Raw genomic sequence first — 17,911 nt, 5'->3', positions numbered from 1 at the left:
TCACCTTCATGACCATGCCCGCCGTGTTCAACCAGCTCCCCTTCGGCCAGGGGCTGGCCCTGATCTTCTTCCTGCTGCTGGTGGTGGCGGCGCTCTCCTCCTCCATCTCCATGCTGGAGCATCTGGTGCGCTTCACCTGCGAGGAGTGGGGCTGGTCGCGCCGTGGTGCCTGCCGGGTGCTGACCCTGCTCATCATGGCGACCGGGGTGCCGGTCAGCCTCTCCTTCGGGATCTGGTCCGAGGCGACCCTGTTTGGCAAGACGCTGTTCGAGCTGCTCGACTACCTCACCTCCAATCTGATGATGCCGCTGTTCGGCCTGGTGCTGACCCTGCTGCTGGGCTGGCGACTGGGGGACAAGATGCTGCCGCAAGGGGCTCCTCCCCTGGCCCGTTTCGCCCTGCTCTGGTGCTGGCGGCTGGTGGCGCCCTTGCTCATCGCCAGCATCTTGCTGCGGGGTATCGGCTGACAGGCCGGGCAGGACGAAAAAGGGTTGGCCCATGGCCAACCCTTTTTTCATCGAGCCGCGGCCGTTACAGCAGGGGATTGGTGGGGAGGGAGCCGCGCAGCAAGCCGGCCAGCCGCTCCAGCCCCTCGGCAACGCGGGCGTCGGTGGCGGGTTGGCTCAGGCTCAGCCGTACCCCTTGCGGCGCGGCGAACTGGCCGGCGGCGAAGTGTTCCCCGCTCGCCACCCCCACCCCCTGGGCGTTGGCGGCCTCGGCAAACTCCTGGCTGCGCCAGGGCTCGGGCAGCGGCAGCCAGGCATGCATGGAGCCTTCCTGCCAGCGGGCCCCGGGCAGCAGGTGGCGCAGCAGCTCGCCGCGCCGGGTCAGGATCCGCCGCTGCTGCTCCACCAATGGCATGATCTGGTGCTGGCTCACCAGCTTGCAGGCCAGCTCGATCAGGAGCGGGCTCACCATCCAGCTCGACAGGCGCATCGCCTGGGCGAAGGCGTTGCGCAGGGGAGGGGGCGCCAGTACGAAACCGACCCGCAGGCCGCCGCAGGCGATCTTGGCCAGGCTGCCGAGGTAGATGACCCGCTCCGGCGCCAGGTTCACCAGGGGGGCCACCGGGGTGCTGGGCAGCAGGCCGTTGACGTCATCTTCGATGATCAGCAGATCGTGGCGGCGGGCGATGGCGACGACGGCCTCGCGCCTGCCCTGGCTCATGGTGGCCGTGGTGGGGTTTTGCAACGTGGGGGTGAGGTAGAGCAGCTTGGCGCGGCGGGTGCGGCAGGCCGCCTCCAGGGCATCGGGGATCAGCCCCTCCTCGTCCATCGCCAGCCCCACCACCTGATTCTTCAGCTGGCGGGCATTGCCCAGCATGCCGGGATAGCTGAGCCCCTCGCACAAGATCGTCTCCCCCACGCAGCCGGTCGCCATCAGGGAGAGCATGATGCCGTGCTGGGCGCCATGGCTGAACAGCAGGCAATCCTCGCTCCCTGCCACCCCCTGCTCGGCCAGCCAGTCGATGAACAGCTGGCGCTGGCCGGGCTGGCCCGCCTCCTTGTCATAGCCGAGCAGGGCATTGAGGTCGCCGTCCGCCACCTCGGTCAGCATGGGGCGAATGATGGCGGCCCTGTCCAGCTGCACCGGCAGGTTCTGCCACAACTCGATGCGGTGCCCTTCTTCCTTGCGGATCACCCACTCGTTGGCGGGATCCGTGCCTGCCCCCTTGACCCAGGTGCCGTGACCCACCTTGGCGGCCAGCAGGCCGCGCCGCTCCGCCTCGCCATAGGCGCGGGTGATGGTGCCGACGGTGACCCCCAGCCTGTCTGCCAGCGCCCGCATGGTCGGCAGCCGGGTGAGGGGAGGCAGGGCGCCGTCGTCGATGGCCTGCTCGATGGCCTTGACCAGCTTGAGGTAGAGGGGGCCATCGAAGGGGGTGAGGTCCGGGGTCCAGATTGTCATGGTGACAATAAATCCATTGATCCAAAGTTGTGGCCAATATAGCGTGAAATCTCCCACAACGACAATCAAGAATGGCACATTGTATCGATACAATGTGACAAGGAAGGAGTCACAAGATGACGATAGAATGGTATGCCACCCTGTTTGGTTTCGCCCTGCTTACCTGCGGCACCCCGGGTCCCAACAATCTCATGCTGACGGCTTCCGGCGCCAACTTCGGGGTGCGCCGCACCCTGCCCCACCTGATCGGGGTGGCGGTGGGCCAGCCTGTGCTGCAGCTGGTGCTGGCGCTGGGCTTTTATCCCATGTTCGAGCGCTGGCCCCTGCTCAAGCTGAGCCTGCAGGTGCTGGGCAGTCTCTACCTGCTCTGGCTGGCCTGGCGCATCGCCGTGGCCGGTGCCCCTGGCGATCCGGAGCGACGCTCGCGCCCGTTGACCCTGCTGGAAGGGCTGGGCTTCCAGTTTCTCAATCCCAAGGCCTGGATGATGGGGATCTCCGCCATCAGCCTGTTCAGCCTGCCGGGCAGCGACTACTGGCCGAGCATGGGGGGAATCATGGCCGTCTTCCCCATGGCGGGGTTTCCGGTTTGCTTCGCCTGGGTCTTGTTCGGCCATCAGCTCAGTCGCTGGATCAACTCGGACCGAGGCTGGCGCCGCCTCAATGGCAGCCTGGGGGCGCTCACCGCCCTGTGCGTGGTGATGCTCTGGTATTAATGACTGCCTGATTATTCATGCAAAGAAAATGCATTGCTGACCTTGTCGTCACGGCACAGGCTCTGCATATTAGGAGGCTTGCCGCATCGTTGGCGCCCTGTATCACCAAGAGGTTGAGATGGATCTGAACTGGTTGCTTCCCCTGGCGGGCTTTGCCCTCATCACCTGCGGCACGCCGGGCCCCAACAACATGCTGCTCACCAGCGCCGGGGCCGCCCAGGGCTTTCGCCGCTCCCTGCCCCTGCTGGTGGGGGTGGTGGGGGGGATCAACCTGATGATCCTGGCCACGGCGCTGGGGCTCGGGGTCATGTTCGAGCAGGTGCCCCTGCTGCACGACGGCCTCAAGCTGGCGGGCTCGGCCTACCTGCTCTGGCTGGCCTGGAAGGTGGCCAACGCCAGCGGTCCGGCCGAGGGCAACCGGCCGCTCATTCCGGCCCATCAGGGGGCCATGTTGCAGCTGCTCAACCCCAAGGCGTGGATGATGGCGCTCTCCGCCATCAGCGGCTTCACCCTGGCGGGGGAGGGCTATTGGCCCTCCGCCATCTGGGTACTGGGCATCTTCTTCGTGACCGGCCTCTACACGGGTGCCTTTTGGGTTCTGTTTGGCGCCCAGGTGCGCCGCCTCATCCGCACCGCCAGGGGCTGGCGTCGCTTCAACCGAACCATGGGGCTGGCCACCGCCGCCTGCGTGCTGATGATCTGGATTTAGGTGCCTGCACCTTGCCGTCTGTCTTGTTGGCCCTGCGGGGCCTTTTTTGTCCGAGGGGCTCAGTGCCCGCAATGAGAAGGAGCAGTTATGAAATGTATCGGTCTGCTGGGGGGCATGAGCTGGGAGTCCACCGTCAGCTACTATCAGGCCCTCAACCGGGGCGTGCGGGCAGAGCTTGGCGGTCTGCACTCGGCGCGGGTGCTGCTCAATAGCGTGGATTTTGCCGAGATAGAGCGGCTGCAACACGCCGGTGACTGGCCCGCTACCGCCCGCCTGCTGGCCAATGAGGCGCGCAGGCTGCAAGCCGGTGGCGCCCAGTGCCTGCTGATCGCCACCAACACCATGCACAAGGTGGCCCCCGAGATCGCCGCCGCCATCGACATTCCCCTCATCCACATCGCCGATGCCACCGCCCGTCGCCTGCAAGCCGACGGGGTGGCCCGGGTGGGCTTGCTCGGCACCCGCTTCACCATGGAGCAGGATTTCTACAAGGGGCGCCTGGAGACGCAGTTCGGACTGGAGGTGCTGGTACCAGGGGAGGCGCAGCGGGAGCGGGTGCATCGCATCATCTATGACGAACTCTGTCTCGGGCAGATCCGCGAATCGTCCCGGGCCGAGTACCTGGCCATCATCGCCGAGCTGGCCGCGGCGGGGGCGCAAGCCGTGATCCTCGGCTGCACCGAGATTGCGCTGCTGCTGGGGGACGCCCGGGCCGCCGTGCCTCTCTATGACACCACCGCCATCCACGCCGAGGCGGCGGTGGCCTGGTCTCTGGCCCGGGAGTGAGGTGCCCTGTCTGCCAGGGGCGGATCGGTTGCCCCGATCGATCCGCCCCGGGGCGCCGTTATCGATTGGGCCTCTTTTTCGCCTCATCCCTGCTCTCTTGATGCTGGTCAGATCTCATATCGACCGTTGTGGCATAGTCCTCGGGATAAAAGCGTGTAAAATTGCGCCCTGAATTTTGGCCGACCCGTCGGCCAGCCTCTCTCTCAAGCAAGGCAGACCCGGTGACAGAAGTAGACAGATTCGCAGACATTCGCCCCTATCACGACGATGAAGTTCCCGCCGCCATCGAGCGCCTCATCCAGGACGACGAGTTTATCGGCGCCATCGCCAAGTACCGTTTCGGCGCCCTGATGAGCGGGTTCGGCTGGGCGCTGCGCCCGCTGATCCGTTACTTCCTGCGTAGAAAATGGCGCCATGTGACCACTGTGCATCAGGTGCAGATGGGGGTGACCCGCTACATGTCCCGCATGATTGCCACCTCCACCAAGGGGGTGACCTTCTCCGGCATCGAGCATCTCCAGCAGGGCCAGGGCTACCTGTTTGTCTCCAACCACAGGGACATCGCCATGGATCCCGCCTTCGTCAACTGGGGACTGCATACCCACGGCTTCGAGACGGTGCGCATCGCCATCGGCGACAACCTGCTGCGCAAGCCCTGCGCCACCGAGCTGATGAAGCTCAACAAGAGCTTCATCGTCAAGCGCTCCGCCAAGGGGCCGCGGGAGATGATGAAGGCCCTCGGCGAGCTGTCCGCCTACATTGGCCAGTCGGTACACGAGGGGCACTCCATCTGGATCGCCCAGCGGGAAGGGCGGGCCAAGGACGGCGACGACAAGACGGATCCGGCCATCCTCAAGATGTTCTACGTGGACGGCAAGAAGCAGAAGATCCCGTTCGCCGACTACATGCGCAGCCTCAACATAGTGCCGGTGAGCATCAGCTACGAGCTGGATCCCACCGACAAGGCCAAGGCGCGCGAGCTCTACGAGAAGTCGGTCAACGGCAGCTACGAGAAGGGCGAGTTCGAGGATATCGAGAGCATAGTGGCCGGTATCGTCGGCCAGAAGGGGCGGGTTCATGTGGCCTTCGGCGCCCCCATCCGCGACGGCTTCGAGGATCCCGATCAGCTGGCGGCCCTCATCGACAAGGCGGTCTGGGGCAACTATCGCCTCTTCCCCGGCAACTATCTGGCGGCGGACGTGCCCGATCGGGCCAGCACCCTGGAGCAGGCGGCGTTTCTGACCCGCCAGTCCGAGGTGCCAGAGGAGCACAAGGCCATCTGGCGTGCCATGTACGCCAAGCCGGTGGAGAACGCCGGCAAGGTGCGCTGACTCAAGGCGGGATGAAAAAACGGGAGCTCAGGCTCCCGTTTTTGCGCCCGGTCAAAGTGCGACGGGCCCCTCTGGTGAATAATATTGTTTCAGATGGTACGTTTCCTCATCGCCTGACCGCCCATGCCTTGGCAAGGGCCCGCAGAGTGTGTAACAGTGTGGGCCCGGCCCGTGTTGCAGGCCGTGAGCAAACTGCTTGCAAGGAGTGCAGGCAGTCATGACAAGGACCCTTTGCGGTCCTTTTTCGTTTGTGGAAAAAGATGCTGACCAGATGCAGCAATAAGGAGTGACGGCCATGATCACCGGCAATCTCGAGACCCTGGATCGTACCCCCTTGCCCGCCCCGCTGGCGCGCATCATGAAAGAGGTGGTGATAAGCGTCGACCACTGGCTGGCCGCGCCCCTTGGCAAGGCGAACGTCGATGGCCTGCGCCTGTTCACCCTGGTGAGCGAAGAGATGACGGAACCCGCCCGCGATCGCCGCGGCGAGTTCCATGAGCAGTATCTCGACATCCAGCTGCTGCTGCGCGGCCGGGAGTGGATCGGGGTGGGCCCCCATCAATATCGGCAGGAGGGGGCGAGTCACCCCTATCCGGATCTCTGGTTCGTCGACCATGAACAGACCAGCTACCTGGCGTTGCAGCCGGGGGATTTCGCCATCTTCTGGCCCGGCGAGCTGCACCGCCCGCTCTGCACCCCGGGCGAGCCTGGCGCCGTCAGAAAGCTGGTGGTCAAGGTACACAGGGATCTGCTGCTGCCCTAGGGGCGCCCCGGCATCCCGGCACAGGAATCAAAGACTTGGTCGCCACAGGCGGCCATACGCCCCCGGCAGGGGAAATCCCATCCCTCGCGGATGACACCATACTGTCCGGCGTGACGCCGGCCCACAGGAAGATGTAGAACATGAGCAAGCTGGTACTGATCCTTAACTGCGGTAGCTCTTCCCTGAAATTTGCCGTCATGGATGCCACAACGGGTGAGGACATGCTGTCCGGCCTGGCCGAATGCTTCAATCTGGATGATGCCCGTATCAAATGGAAACTCCACGGGGTCAAGGGGGAGGCCATGCTGGGAGCAGGCGCCGCTCACCAGGCCGCCCTGGACCACATCGTGGGCCAGATCCTGCCCCAGGATCCCGCCCTGGCCGAGCAGCTGGTGGCCATCGGCCATCGCATCGTGCACGGTGGCGAGCAGTTCTCCCGCTCGGTGCGCATCGATGAGGCGGTGATCGCCGGCATCGAGGCCGCCATTCCGTTCGCCCCCCTGCACAACCCGGCCCACCTCATCGGCATTCGCGCCGCCTTGAAGGTGTTCCCGGCCCTGGCCGACAAGAACGTGGCCGTGTTCGACACCGCCTTCCACCAGACCCTGCCCGAGGAGGCCTATCTCTACGCGCTGCCCTATCCCCTCTACAAGGAGCACGGCATCCGTCGCTATGGCGCCCACGGCACCTCCCATCGCTTCATCGCCGAAGAGAGCGCCAAGGTGCTGGGCAAACCGCTCAATGAACTCAACATCATCAACTGCCACCTGGGCAATGGCGCCTCCGTCTGCGCCATCAAGAACGGCGAGTCCGTCGACACCTCCATGGGGCTGACCCCGCTGGAAGGGCTGGCCATGGGCACCCGCTCCGGGGATATCGATCCTGCCGTGGTCTTTTTCATGCACGATCAGCTGGGGTTCAGCGTGGATGAGATAAACCATGTGCTGACCCGAGAGTCCGGCCTGCTGGGGCTGACAGAAGCGAGCAGCGATTGCCGCTATGTCACGTCCAACTACGCCAGCGACGCAGGCGCCAAACGGGCGCTTGATCTATTCACCTACCGGGTTGCCAAGTATGTGGGTGCTTACGCCGCCGCCCTGGATGGCCGCCTGGACGCCCTGGTGTTCACCGGTGGCATCGGCGAGAACGCCGCCATGGTGCGGGAGATGGTGCTGGCACGGCTGGCCCTGTTCGGCTTCAAGGTCGACAAGGAAGCCAACAATGCCGCCGTGCTCGGTGGCGAGGGGCCCATCACGGCCGAGGGCAGCCGCCTGGCCCTGGTGATGCCCACCAACGAAGAGCTGGTGATCGCCCGCGACGCCCTGGCCCTGGTTGGCTGAGGCGCCCCAGCCTGATACACAGCGCCGGCCATGGGCCGGCGCTGTCGTCTGAGGGCCGGGCGGGTTTGACATATGACGGCAGATCCGTAGTCTGACCGACTCGTTTGATGAGAGGAGCTAACGGCATGAGAGAGGCATTTTTCGCCTGGTTGACGGGGCAGGGCATCGAATTGACCAGCATGATGATGCTGGTCATTGCCATCGGTTTCATCCTGCTCACCTCTCTGGTGCTGCATCTGGTGCTGCATCGCTATGTGCTGGTGGCTCTGACCCGGCAGCTGGGGCGCTGGTTGCAGGTCTGGCTGCCGCCCCAGTTGCAGCAGAAGATGTTCAACCGTTTCGCCTTCGCCCTGCAGGGGGCCGTGCTGCTGGCCCAGGCCGAGATCTGGCTGCTGGGCTATGTCGAGAGCCTGCACCTGATCGAGACGGTGGCCCAGCTCTGGATCCTGTTGTTCCTGCTGCTGGGGGGCTTCTCCATCCTCGATTGCGTGCTCTTCATCAGCCGCCGCGCCCCTGTGGGCAGGACGCTGCCCCTGCGGGGCATCTTCCAGGGGGTCAAGCTGATGGGCAGCATACTGGTCGGCATAGTGATGCTGGCCCTGCTGATGGGCAAGTCCCCCCTGATACTATTCAGCGGCCTGGGGGCCATGACGGCGGTGCTGATGCTGGTGTTCAAGGATCCCATCCTGGGTCTGGTGGCCGGGATCCAGCTCTCTGCCAACAGCATGCTCAACGTCGGCGACTGGTTGCAGATGGACAAGTACGGCGCCGATGGCGAGGTGATCGACATCGGCCTCACCACGGTAAAGGTCTCCAACTGGGACAAGACCATCACCACCATTCCCACCTATGCCCTCATCTCGGACTCCTTCAAGAACTGGCAGGGGATGACGGAGGCGGGGGGGCGCCGCATCAAGCGCTGCGTCAACATCGACATGACCAGCGTGCGCTTCCTCGAGCGCGACGAGTTGCAGCAGCTGGCCCAGGCCAGGTTGCTGGCCCCCTATCTGAGCGAGAAGGAGCAGGAGCTCTCCCGCCACAACCAGCCCCTGGGGGAGGAGCTGGCGTGCCCCATCAATGGTCGCCACCTCACCAACCTCGGCACCTTCCGCACCTACCTGCAAGCCTATCTGAAGGCCCACCCCGCCATCCGCCAGGACATGACGCTGATGGTGCGGCAGTTGGCGCCCACTTCCGACGGCATCCCGCTGGAGATCTACTGCTTCACCTCGACCACGGCCTGGGCCGAGTACGAGGGGATCCAGGCCGACATCTTCGATCACCTGTTTGCGGTGATTGGCGCCTTCTTCCTGCGGTTGCACCAGACGCCGACCGGTTACGATCTGCGCGCGTTGCAGGGCTCCCTGCCGGTACGCGAGCGTCTGAGCCAGCGCGCCTGAGGCGCCGTGGATTTGCCAGTTGAATTTTTAGCCGCCGCGAAGAAGAATAGCGGGCCGTTTAAGGCGGTCGGCGCGGCCCGTGCCCGCCGGGGTTCAGTCATCATCACAGGACATTTATGAACAGCCTTCGTTTCTCCCTGGCCAGCCTGCTGCTTGGCCTGATCGTCACCAGTGCGCCGAGCTGGGCCCTGGAATACCCGCTGCCGGCGGCCAACAGCCGCCTCATCGGTGAAAACATCCAATATCAGGTGCCCGAGGGCAAGGGGACCCTGGAAGATATCGCCGCCCGGTATCAGCTCGGTCTCACCAACCTGATGGAAGCCAACCCTGGGGTGGATCCCTTCCTGCCGCGCCCCGGCAGCACCCTGACCATTCCCCATCAGCTGATCCTGCCGGATGCCCCCCGGGAGGGCATCGTCATCAACGTGGCCGAGATGCGCCTCTATTACTACCCCAAGGGCCAGCAGGTGGTGGAAGTGCTGCCCATCGGCATAGGTCAGCTCGGCACCGACACCCCGGAAGACTGGGTCACCAGCATACAGCGCAAGAAGGCCAACCCGACCTGGACCCCCACCGCCAAGGTGCACAAGGAGTACGCGGCGCGCGGCGAGACCCTGCCCGCGGTCTGGCCGGCCGGGCCGGACAACCCCATGGGGCTGTTTGCGCTCTATATCGGCAACCTCTACGCCATCCATGGCACCAATGCCAACTTCGGCATCGGCCTGCGGGTGAGCCACGGCTGCGTGCGCCTGCGTAACGACGACATCGAGTACCTGTTCAACAAGGTACCGGTCGGCACCCGGGTCCAGTTCGTCAACCAGCCCATCAAGGCCAGCGCCGAGCCCGACGGCCGCCGTTACCTGGAGGTGCACCAGCCCCTGTCGCGCACCGAGGAGGAGATGGCGTCCAAGGTGCCGGCCCCGCTGCCCATGACCCAGGCCATCACCCGTTTCCTGGCCCACGCCGACAGCGACTCCCAGCGGGTCAAGCAGGCGCTGGAGCAGCGGACCGGCATGCCTCTGGCCATCAATCTGTAAGGCGAAGGGGAACTTCGCCCTTCAGGGGATCCGGCTGCCATGGGCCGGCATCCCCCCGGCCCCTGCCACGGCAGGGGCTTTTTGCTGTGAGTCGCAGCACAATATCTGGTTTTTAAACCCCTGATTGGTCAGTTAATTAGAGGAAAAACGTTTTCCAACTGTTTTTTATTTGTTAAAAACAGTTGAGAAGAGGGGATCGGCTGATTAAGCTAGGGCGTTTTTTTAAGGAGGGTCCGTCCATAGAACGGGCCCCTGAGTCACATAAGGGAGTATTGCATGACAGCTAGCACGCCTATGTTAATCACCTTCTTGGTGTACATATTGGGCATGGTGCTGATCGGTTTCATCGCCTATCGCGCCACCAAGAACTTCGATGACTACATCCTCGGCGGTCGCCGCATGGGGAGCTGGGTCACCGCCCTCTCCGCCGGGGCCTCCGACATGAGTGGCTGGCTGCTGATGGGCCTGCCCGGCGCCGTCTACCTCGGCGGCATCTCCGAAGGCTGGATCGCCATCGGCCTCATCATAGGCGCCTACTTCAACTGGCGTCTGGTGGCCGGTCGTCTGCGGATCCACACCGAGCGCAACAACAACGCCCTGACCCTGCCGGACTACTTCACCTACCGCTTCGAGGACAAGAGCCGGGTGCTGCGCATCCTCTCCGCCCTGGTGATCCTGCTGTTCTTCACCATCTACTGCGCCTCCGGCGTGGTGGCCGGTGCCCGCCTGTTCGAGAGCACCTTCGGCATCGACTATGACACCGCCCTCTGGATCGGCGCCGCCGCCACCATCACCTACACCTTCTTCGGCGGCTTCCTCGCGGTGAGCTGGACCGATACGGTGCAGGCGACCCTGATGATCTTCGCCCTGATCCTGACCCCGGTGTTCGTCATCATCGCCGTCGGCGGCGTCGACAGCGCCATGGTGGAGATTGCGGCCAACAACGCCAGCCATCTGGACATGTTCAAGAACCTGGACGTGATCGCCATCGTCTCCCTGATGGCCTGGGGCCTGGGCTACTTCGGCCAGCCCCATATCCTGGCCCGCTTCATGGCGGCCGGATCCCACCAGACCATGGTCAACGCCCGTCGCATCAGCATGACCTGGATGGTGCTCTGCCTCGGCGGCGCCGTCGGTGTCGGCTTCTTCGGCCTCTCCTACTTCGCCAGCTTCCCCGAGCAGGCAGGCGGAGTGAGTGCCAACCCGGAGCGGGTCTTCATCGAGCTCTCCAAGATCCTGTTCAACCCCTGGATAGCCGGTATCCTGCTCTCCGCCATCCTGGCGGCGGTCATGAGTACCTTGAGCTGCCAGCTGCTGGTCTGCTCCAGTGCCATCACGGAGGATCTCTACAAGCCCTTCCTGCGCAAGAACGCCAGCCAGACCGAACTGGTCTGGGTCGGCCGCGCCATGGTGCTGCTGATCGCCGTCGTGGCCATCCTGGTGGCACGGGATCCGGACAACCGGGTACTGGGTCTGGTGAGCTACGCCTGGGCCGGCTTCGGTGCCGCCTTCGGCCCCCTGGTCATCTTCTCCGTGCTCTGGCCGCGCATGACCCGCAACGGCGCCCTGGCCGGCATGCTGGTCGGTGCCGTCACCGTCATCGTCTGGAAACAGTTCGGCTGGCTGGGCCTGTATGAAATCATCCCGGGCTTCGTGTTCGCCAGCATCGCCATCCTGGTGTTCAGCCTGCTGGACAAGGCGCCTTCCCGTGCCATGAGCCAGCGTTTCGCCGAGGCAGAGCAGGAGTATCGTGCTCCCGTGACGGCCGCCTAAGCGTCCTCGCCTGATACAAGAAGCCCCGCATCGCGGGGCTTCTTTTTTTATCTGCGCTGGCGCGTCAGCCTGCGCACATCGGCGCGGGCCGCGGTGCAGGCCCTGGCCAGCCAGTCCGTGCGCCTCTTCTCGCTGGCGGTGTGGACCGGCCCCAGGTGCTGCTGATGGCTGAGCCTGATGCCACACAAGCCCAGCACGGGTTTGCCAAGGGTGCGACCTATGGGATCCCCCAGCCACCAGCGGTAGTACCAGGGCGGGCTGTCCATGGTGAGCAGCAGGCGCGCCGTCTTGCCGGCGAGCAGCTGCTCCGGGTGCGCCTTGCCCGCCTGGTAGCGAAAGGCAAACCCGGGCAGCAGGGTTCTGTCCAGCAATCCCTTGAGCCGGGCGGGCAGGCTGCCCCACCAGACGGGGGAGACGATCACCAGATGCTGGGCCGCCGTCAGGCTCTGCTGCAATGCCAGCAGATCCGCCTCGAGCGGCGGCATCTGATCATAGCCATGGCGCAGGTCCGGTTCGAAGGCCAGCTCGCCGATATGGAGCAGGGTGACCCGGGCGCCGCTGGCCTCGGCGCTGCGGGCATATTCGCGGGCCAGGGCATGGCAGAGGCTGTCGGGTTTGGGGTTGCCGTTGATGACAAGCAGGTTGGGGGTCATGGTATGGCTCCTTGAAGTGAGCCGCCATTACACCCCTTGTCCCATGGGACAGAGTCAAGCCACCTTGTGCGCCCGCTCTGCACTCTCCTGCTGGACCCGGGCTTCAGACTCGCGCTGGACGGGGGCACCATAGCGGCAGGGGTGTTGCGCCAGCAGGGCGGCGCACTGGCTCAAGGCCTGGTGCTGCCCTTGCAGCCTGGCCATCTCTGCCTCTATCTGCGCCAGCTTGCCCGCCACCAGTTGCTCCACCGCCTGCCAGGGAAACTCGGCGAGACGGGTGAGGCCAGCCAGCAAGGGGACCAGCTCGCTCAATTTGCAACCGAGCTGCTGGGCCTCGCGGATAAAGGCGACCCACTCCAGATCCTCGGCCCGGTAGACGCGATACTTGCCGCGCCGCCTGGGCTCGGGTAGCAGCCCGAGCTGCTCGTAGAGACGGATGGCCTTGGGGGTGGTGCCCGCCAGCCGGGCAAATTCGCCGATATACATGCTGCCGCTCGCAAAGATGGTGTGAAAGGAGCCTCACTATAGGCCAGCGTCAGGGGGGAGAGAATCCCCATGGGGGAGCCAGCGCCGCAGATGCTGCACAAACAGGGCGGGCTGCTCTATGGGGTAGAGGTGGCCAGCATGTGGCACCAGCAGGCGCTCGCAGGCGGGAATGGCCCGGCCCAGGGCCTCGCCTGCCAGTGCAAACAGTGGCCTGGTATCCGCCCCCTGTACGATGCAGGTGGGCAGCTTGAGTGTGGCAAGATGCTCTGGCGACCAATCCGGCCGCTCGTTCTGGCTCAGTTGTTTGGGCAGGCTGCCAGCCTCCGCCAGCTGGGCCTGCTGCCACTTGAGGGGTTGCGCTGCAAAGTAGCCCGGGCGGCCACCTGAGCCATCGATCAGGGTTGCCACGGCTTCTTGCAGCAACCCTGCCCCAATCTGACCAAACACGGGGCCGAACATGGCGCCGGCATCGGCCATAAAGGCGGCAAGACCCTGCTCATCCAACGCCCCCGGGCAGCCCGGCTCCACCAGATAGAGGCTCTGGACGCACTCCGGTGCCTGCAAGGCAGCGGTCAGGGCCACATCCGCGCCATAAGACCAGCCGACCAGATGGACAGGCCCGACGGCCAGCTGTGCCAGGAGCGCCAGCAGATCGCCTGCGTGGGTATCAAGGCCGAAGGGCCCCTCTTTGCCCGCCTCGCCAAAGTGGCGCAGGGTGGGGGCATAGACGCTGTAATGGTGTGAGAGCGGCTCGATATGCTCGAGCCAGAGGGTATGGTTGGCCAGCGCGCCGTGGATCAGCAGCAGCGGCTCGCCGGAACCGGCCTGCAGGCAGGGCATTGGGCTGCCATTGATGAGAAAAGTGTGAGTCTGTGACTGCATATCAACGCCCCCTCGGCGTGTCATGGAAGCGAAAAATAGATGGCAAGTGCCCTGCGTCCCTCAAAATGATGGGTGTCCCAGATTGACTGCCAGTTTGCTATCGAGATAGTGGGCATCCCTGATGTTTTGGCATCGTAAGCACAAAAGCCAAATCAAACTGAAACTGCCTAGCGTTGCGAATCCGTTTTAAAGCGTGGTTGTGTGCGTATTCATTGGACATGATGAACAATTAAAGAACGACCATTAGCATGTAATTCAGGGGTGATTTCATACTGCCCTTTAATTTCAAAGTTATAATCCCAGCGACCAACCTCTTTCTTATATGACTTGGCTTCAATCTGCCCTTTAGGTAAGCGTTCTATAACACCTTCCTTGACTAATTGGATGCAGAATCCTTCATCTGCCTCACCTGATTCAACAATCCGTTCAACCTTTGCTAGGTCAGCAAGCATGTCTGTACAATCCTCCTTGCTTGCACCTTTGAAATACTTCAACTCTATAACAATTACTTTTGATGGGGTTTGGATATGCAAGTCAACCCTGCTTTTACGATTTGCAGTCGAACGACCTCGTAAACGATACGATTGATAATCGTGCTGCAAAATGTGTTCAAAGCGGATTATTGCCTCTGGCAAAGCTTTATAAAGCTCACCAAATAATACAGATTGAAAATCAACTTCCTTGTTTATGGGGTAAGGCTTGTCAATTCTTTCCATTGAGCACTCTAATGCTTCCAATATTTCTTTTTTCACTAATTATTCCTAATCAAGTGATTTGGACGTCTAAGCAGAATGGTGGGTGTCCCAGATTGACTGTTTCCTATTACTCACATTCACCACAAATCAGGACTGACAGGGGGCATCCAGCTTGTGAGGAACATCTGCTCTCGAGAGAGTGGGTGCCACAGTTTTTCCAGGCAACAACCTGCTCGCGATCAATTGCGTGGTGAGGCCGGCAATGACATTTTTCAACCAGCACAAGCTGGCATTGCGATCGTCTCGTCGATGCCACGCCATATATATGGTGGATGCAGGCACCTGTAGTGGCAATTTGCGCGTGACGATATCGCCACGGGCCACACTGTCGGCCACGATGGGATAAGGCAGCACGGTAATGAGCGACGTCGTGCGTACCAGCTCGATGGCCCCCGCAAAGCTGTTTAACGTCATGGCTAGTCGTCGTCTCAGGCCTTGCTTGGCCAGACATGTATCGACAATACCTTGTGCCTGCCCCGACAGGGAAACCAATAACTGATCAGCCGCAATAAAGTCCTCCAAGGTCAGTATGCCTTTGGCCAGCACATGGTTTGGTGCCATGGCCACCACGAATGGGTTTTCGAACAATACCTGCATTTGCACATGTTCAGATCCTGCATCCGAGCTACCCAAGACCAAGTCGGCTTCGGCGTCTTCAAGTTGCTGCGTCATCTGTCCTACATACGGGACCGCATGAATATTGATGCCCGGGGCATGGGCTTCGATGTGCTGACGCAATGGCCCCCAATACAAACTGGTCAATCCGTTGGTCAAGGCAATACGAAAAGTTTGCTCACTGCTGGCCGGGTCAAAAGCGGGAGGGGCAACGGCATGGCGAATATCACTTAACGGCGCCGCAATTTGCTGCCACAGCGCCACGGCAAACGGCGTAGGCTTCAGCCCGCGCCCTGCCTTGACGAACAGTGGATCCTGCCATGTATGGCGCATACGGGTAAGCGCATTGGACACCGCAGGTTGAGTCATGGCCAGGCGCTGGGCGGCTGTGGTGACGGACTGCTCTTGCATGATGGCGTCGAAGATCACCACCAGATTCAAGTCCGCTTTACTCATGGAGCCTCTCCTTTTGCACAATACATCCCTGTTGAACAAGATATCTTTCAACCAATACATCACTAAATTCAATGCATCATATATTAATCATCAATTAGACCGCATGAATCAAACCGCACAAACTGCACTCCGTTGACCACAGAACCACGAATTCAACCAAGTGACCAAACAGCACAAGCTAAAAACAACGGAGCACGCACCATGAACCAAGCAGTTAACGCCAGTCAAACCACAACCCCAATCATTAACAGCACCATGCAGGCCGCTTACATTGAAAGTTACGGTGAGCAAAGTCCGTTGATGATTGGCACTCGCCCCATCCCCACACCCGCCGCTGACCAGGTGCTGATTAGAATCGCCGCTGCGGGCGTGAACCCAGTGGATTTTCATATCCGCAACGGCTTGATCGCCGACACCAAGGTCCACACTCTGCCGTTGATTCTGGGCTGGGATGCCGCAGGCACAGTGGTCGCCAAAGGCGCCGATGTGACACACCATGAATTAGGCGACGAGGTGTTTGTGTTTGCCCCCATCGCCCAGCAAGGCACCTATGCCCAATACCTGGCCGTCGATGCAAACCTGGTGGTGGCCAAACCCAACACCATCAACATGACAGAAAGCGCAGGAGTGCCGCTGGCGGCCACAACCGCGTGGCAAGGCTTGGTAACAGAGGGGGGCTTGCAGGCAGGTCAAACCGTTCTGATAGTGGGCGCAGCAGGAGGCGTCGGCGGCTTCGCAGTGCAAATGGCAAAAGCCTTGGGGGCGCATGTTGTTGCGAGCGCATCGGGTAAAAACCAAGCCTATGTCACTGGCTTGGGTGCCGATGAATTTATCGACTACAAGACCACACGTTTTGAAGACAGGGTCAACCAGCCGGATCTGGTCTTTGTCATCAGCAGCGGTGGCGACCTGGTAAAACGCGCTCTCAATGTCGTGCGCCCTGGTGGAACCGTGGTGTCTACGCTGGACGACGTGGCAGCCGAAGAGTGGGACGCCAATCAAGTCACGTTTAAACGTATGTGGGTGCAACCCAACGCCGACGACTTGGCCATCATTGCCAACATGATTGACCAAGGCCAAGTAAAGGTACGACTCGACCGCGTCTACACCCTTGCACAAGCCAGCGATGCCTTAGCGCGCAGCGAAGCGCAACTTGCCGTGGGCAAGATCGTCATTGAAATGATTTAACTAAATCACTGACAGAGGACACCCACTTTGCCAGGCAAGCCTGCTATTGAGGAGGTGGGTGTCCTAGATTTTTGGCTATTGAGGGGGTGGGTGTCCCAGGTTTTTTTCGAGAGAAGGGTTAGCCAGCCTCACTCGGCAGTATGAGCAATAACTTCAGCCACTCAAACAAGTAACTAGCCACTAGGTTGAGGGCAATGCCGCTGAGGATGGCAACACCGAGAGTTAACCACGGATGGCGGGCGATCTTGCGGTTCAACCATTCCAATCCGCGGACATGTACGGGTCGCTGAATTCGATAGAGCTCCGATCGAAGTTCGCTCATGTGCGAAGCGAGTGGACCCCCCTTGACGTAGCGCTCTTCACAGACTCGACACACGCTCGGGTGGTCCAGCGAGTTCAGTATGTCTTGTTTGTTGTCGTTCCAGTCAAACAGGCATCCACGTGTGGGAGTGTGAGCGAGCTTCTCTTTGGTTGTGGGTGGGAGTGAATTCGACGAGGCGTGGAATGCAACCAGCAACTGGTACAGGTTGCGATACACGAAGGCGTTGAAGCTATATCCATGTTGAATTAACAGTGGGGCAATATCGTACACAGATATCACTACCCGATTTCCTTTGAGCCGACGCATGTAGTACTCATCTTCGAGAGGCGCATCTATGATGGCCACAAGAATGTCGTAATCGTCCGGCTTCGCGATAAGTTCATCTAAGTCATCGTCGCTGTAATTGGTACGGCCACATCCAGGTTCGGGTAAGGACAGCTCGTCGATCGCGGCAAGGTTCTCTATATCGAAAAAGTTGCTCTGCCACGGCTCCAGTCTTTCAACGTCAAGGCGCGGTCGTAGAGGCCCGAGAAATGTTACAGCGATCCTTAACTTCTTTGGTGACGAGACTTGGGAGATCATGCGGCTCCTTCGAGGAGTTTCAGGCTGGCTAACGCCTGAGTTAAGCCGACCAGCAGCGAGGTGGTGTCCAAGTGCGAATATAGCCGAAGGCACGCACTTTGGCGTCGCCCTGATGTGGGTTTGGATAGAGCGAATTTTTAGGTGCCAGGCGGAGAGGTCTGATCGTCGATGTCATAACTGATTGTGACAGGGGTGTAGTGGTCAACTAAATC

Annotated in this window: 17 protein-coding genes and 1 pseudogene; 11 read left to right on the top strand and 7 right to left on the bottom strand. The window is 61.7% G+C overall.

What is annotated here, in order from left to right; translation table 11 throughout:
- Nucleotides 1-467, top strand: a pseudogene (locus BN1119_RS07565) (sodium-dependent transporter); the annotation flags it as partial.
- 64 nt (nucleotides 468-531) lie between these two features.
- On the opposite strand, the gene BN1119_RS07560 reads toward BN1119_RS07565, so the two are convergent.
- Nucleotides 532-1,908: an aminotransferase-like domain-containing protein gene (locus BN1119_RS07560; protein WP_041996038.1), complete on the bottom strand. Its 1,377-nt coding sequence runs from the start codon at nucleotides 1,906-1,908 to the stop codon at nucleotides 532-534.
- 116 nt (nucleotides 1,909-2,024) lie between these two features.
- Between BN1119_RS07560 and BN1119_RS07555 the strand changes: the two genes are divergently transcribed.
- The 9 genes from BN1119_RS07555 (at nucleotide 2,025) to putP (ending at nucleotide 11,760) form a co-directional block, all read left to right on the top strand.
- The gene (locus BN1119_RS07555) at nucleotides 2,025-2,621 is read left to right on the top strand and encodes a LysE family translocator (protein WP_041996036.1); all 597 of its coding nucleotides are present in this window, start codon (nucleotides 2,025-2,027) and stop codon (nucleotides 2,619-2,621) included.
- Between the two features lie 118 nt (nucleotides 2,622-2,739).
- Complete coding sequence (locus tag BN1119_RS07550; protein ID WP_041996034.1) at nucleotides 2,740-3,330, top strand: LysE family translocator; 591 nt, start codon at nucleotides 2,740-2,742, stop codon at nucleotides 3,328-3,330.
- A gap of 87 nt (nucleotides 3,331-3,417) precedes the next feature.
- Nucleotides 3,418-4,116 (top strand): aspartate/glutamate racemase family protein, encoded by a 699-nt coding sequence (locus BN1119_RS07545; RefSeq protein WP_041996031.1) that lies wholly within the window; start codon nucleotides 3,418-3,420, stop codon nucleotides 4,114-4,116.
- Nucleotides 4,117-4,337: 221 nt separating this feature from the next.
- Nucleotides 4,338-5,447 carry a 1-acyl-sn-glycerol-3-phosphate acyltransferase gene (locus BN1119_RS07540; protein WP_041996028.1) on the top strand — a complete coding sequence of 370 codons (1,110 nt, stop codon included), beginning with the start codon at nucleotides 4,338-4,340 and terminating at the stop codon, nucleotides 5,445-5,447.
- Between the two features lie 295 nt (nucleotides 5,448-5,742).
- Nucleotides 5,743-6,210 (top strand): NanQ anomerase/TabA/YiaL family protein, encoded by a 468-nt coding sequence (locus BN1119_RS07535; protein WP_041996025.1) that lies wholly within the window; start codon nucleotides 5,743-5,745, stop codon nucleotides 6,208-6,210.
- A gap of 140 nt (nucleotides 6,211-6,350) precedes the next feature.
- On the top strand, nucleotides 6,351-7,550 hold the full coding sequence (locus BN1119_RS07530; RefSeq protein WP_041996022.1) for an acetate kinase: 1,200 nt from the start codon (nucleotides 6,351-6,353) through the stop codon (nucleotides 7,548-7,550).
- A gap of 125 nt (nucleotides 7,551-7,675) precedes the next feature.
- Nucleotides 7,676-8,950, top strand: a complete 1,275-nt coding sequence (locus BN1119_RS07525) for a mechanosensitive ion channel family protein (protein WP_041996020.1) — start codon at nucleotides 7,676-7,678, stop codon at nucleotides 8,948-8,950.
- Nucleotides 8,951-9,066: 116 nt separating this feature from the next.
- Nucleotides 9,067-9,987: a L,D-transpeptidase family protein gene (locus tag BN1119_RS07520; RefSeq protein ID WP_041996017.1), complete on the top strand. Its 921-nt coding sequence runs from the start codon at nucleotides 9,067-9,069 to the stop codon at nucleotides 9,985-9,987.
- A gap of 276 nt (nucleotides 9,988-10,263) precedes the next feature.
- Nucleotides 10,264-11,760: a sodium/proline symporter PutP gene (gene putP / locus BN1119_RS07515; protein ID WP_041996014.1), complete on the top strand. Its 1,497-nt coding sequence runs from the start codon at nucleotides 10,264-10,266 to the stop codon at nucleotides 11,758-11,760.
- A 47-nt stretch (nucleotides 11,761-11,807) separates the two neighbouring features.
- Here the strand turns inward: putP and BN1119_RS07510 are convergent, their stop codons facing one another.
- From BN1119_RS07510 to BN1119_RS07495, 5 genes are all read right to left on the bottom strand, one after another.
- Nucleotides 11,808-12,413 (bottom strand): NAD(P)H-dependent oxidoreductase, encoded by a 606-nt coding sequence (locus BN1119_RS07510; RefSeq protein ID WP_041996012.1) that lies wholly within the window; start codon nucleotides 12,411-12,413, stop codon nucleotides 11,808-11,810.
- A gap of 54 nt (nucleotides 12,414-12,467) precedes the next feature.
- Nucleotides 12,468-12,899, bottom strand: a complete 432-nt coding sequence (locus BN1119_RS07505) for a MerR family transcriptional regulator (protein ID WP_041996009.1) — start codon at nucleotides 12,897-12,899, stop codon at nucleotides 12,468-12,470.
- Nucleotides 12,900-12,935: 36 nt separating this feature from the next.
- Nucleotides 12,936-13,781 carry an alpha/beta fold hydrolase gene (locus tag BN1119_RS07500; protein ID WP_041996007.1) on the bottom strand — a complete coding sequence of 282 codons (846 nt, stop codon included), beginning with the start codon at nucleotides 13,779-13,781 and terminating at the stop codon, nucleotides 12,936-12,938.
- A gap of 209 nt (nucleotides 13,782-13,990) precedes the next feature.
- Nucleotides 13,991-14,533 carry a hypothetical protein gene (locus BN1119_RS19875; RefSeq protein ID WP_209434896.1) on the bottom strand — a complete coding sequence of 181 codons (543 nt, stop codon included), beginning with the start codon at nucleotides 14,531-14,533 and terminating at the stop codon, nucleotides 13,991-13,993.
- Nucleotides 14,534-14,623: 90 nt separating this feature from the next.
- On the bottom strand, nucleotides 14,624-15,607 hold the full coding sequence (locus BN1119_RS07495; RefSeq protein WP_084205343.1) for a LysR family transcriptional regulator: 984 nt from the start codon (nucleotides 15,605-15,607) through the stop codon (nucleotides 14,624-14,626).
- Nucleotides 15,608-15,808: 201 nt separating this feature from the next.
- On the opposite strand from BN1119_RS07495, the gene BN1119_RS07490 reads away from it, so the two are divergent.
- Complete coding sequence (locus tag BN1119_RS07490; protein WP_209434895.1) at nucleotides 15,809-16,795, top strand: NADP-dependent oxidoreductase; 987 nt, start codon at nucleotides 15,809-15,811, stop codon at nucleotides 16,793-16,795.
- A 118-nt stretch (nucleotides 16,796-16,913) separates the two neighbouring features.
- On the opposite strand, the gene BN1119_RS07485 is transcribed toward BN1119_RS07490, so the two are convergent.
- Complete coding sequence (locus BN1119_RS07485) at nucleotides 16,914-17,699, bottom strand: hypothetical protein (RefSeq protein WP_041996004.1); 786 nt, start codon at nucleotides 17,697-17,699, stop codon at nucleotides 16,914-16,916.
- Between the last annotated feature and the right edge of the window lie 212 nt (nucleotides 17,700-17,911).

Source organism: Aeromonas bivalvium, from assembly GCF_000819765.1.
GTDB classification, from domain to species: Bacteria; Pseudomonadota; Gammaproteobacteria; order Enterobacterales; family Aeromonadaceae; genus Aeromonas; species Aeromonas bivalvium.
Note: the sequence above shows the minus strand (reverse complement) of the source record. Positions and strands in the feature narration are given on the sequence as shown.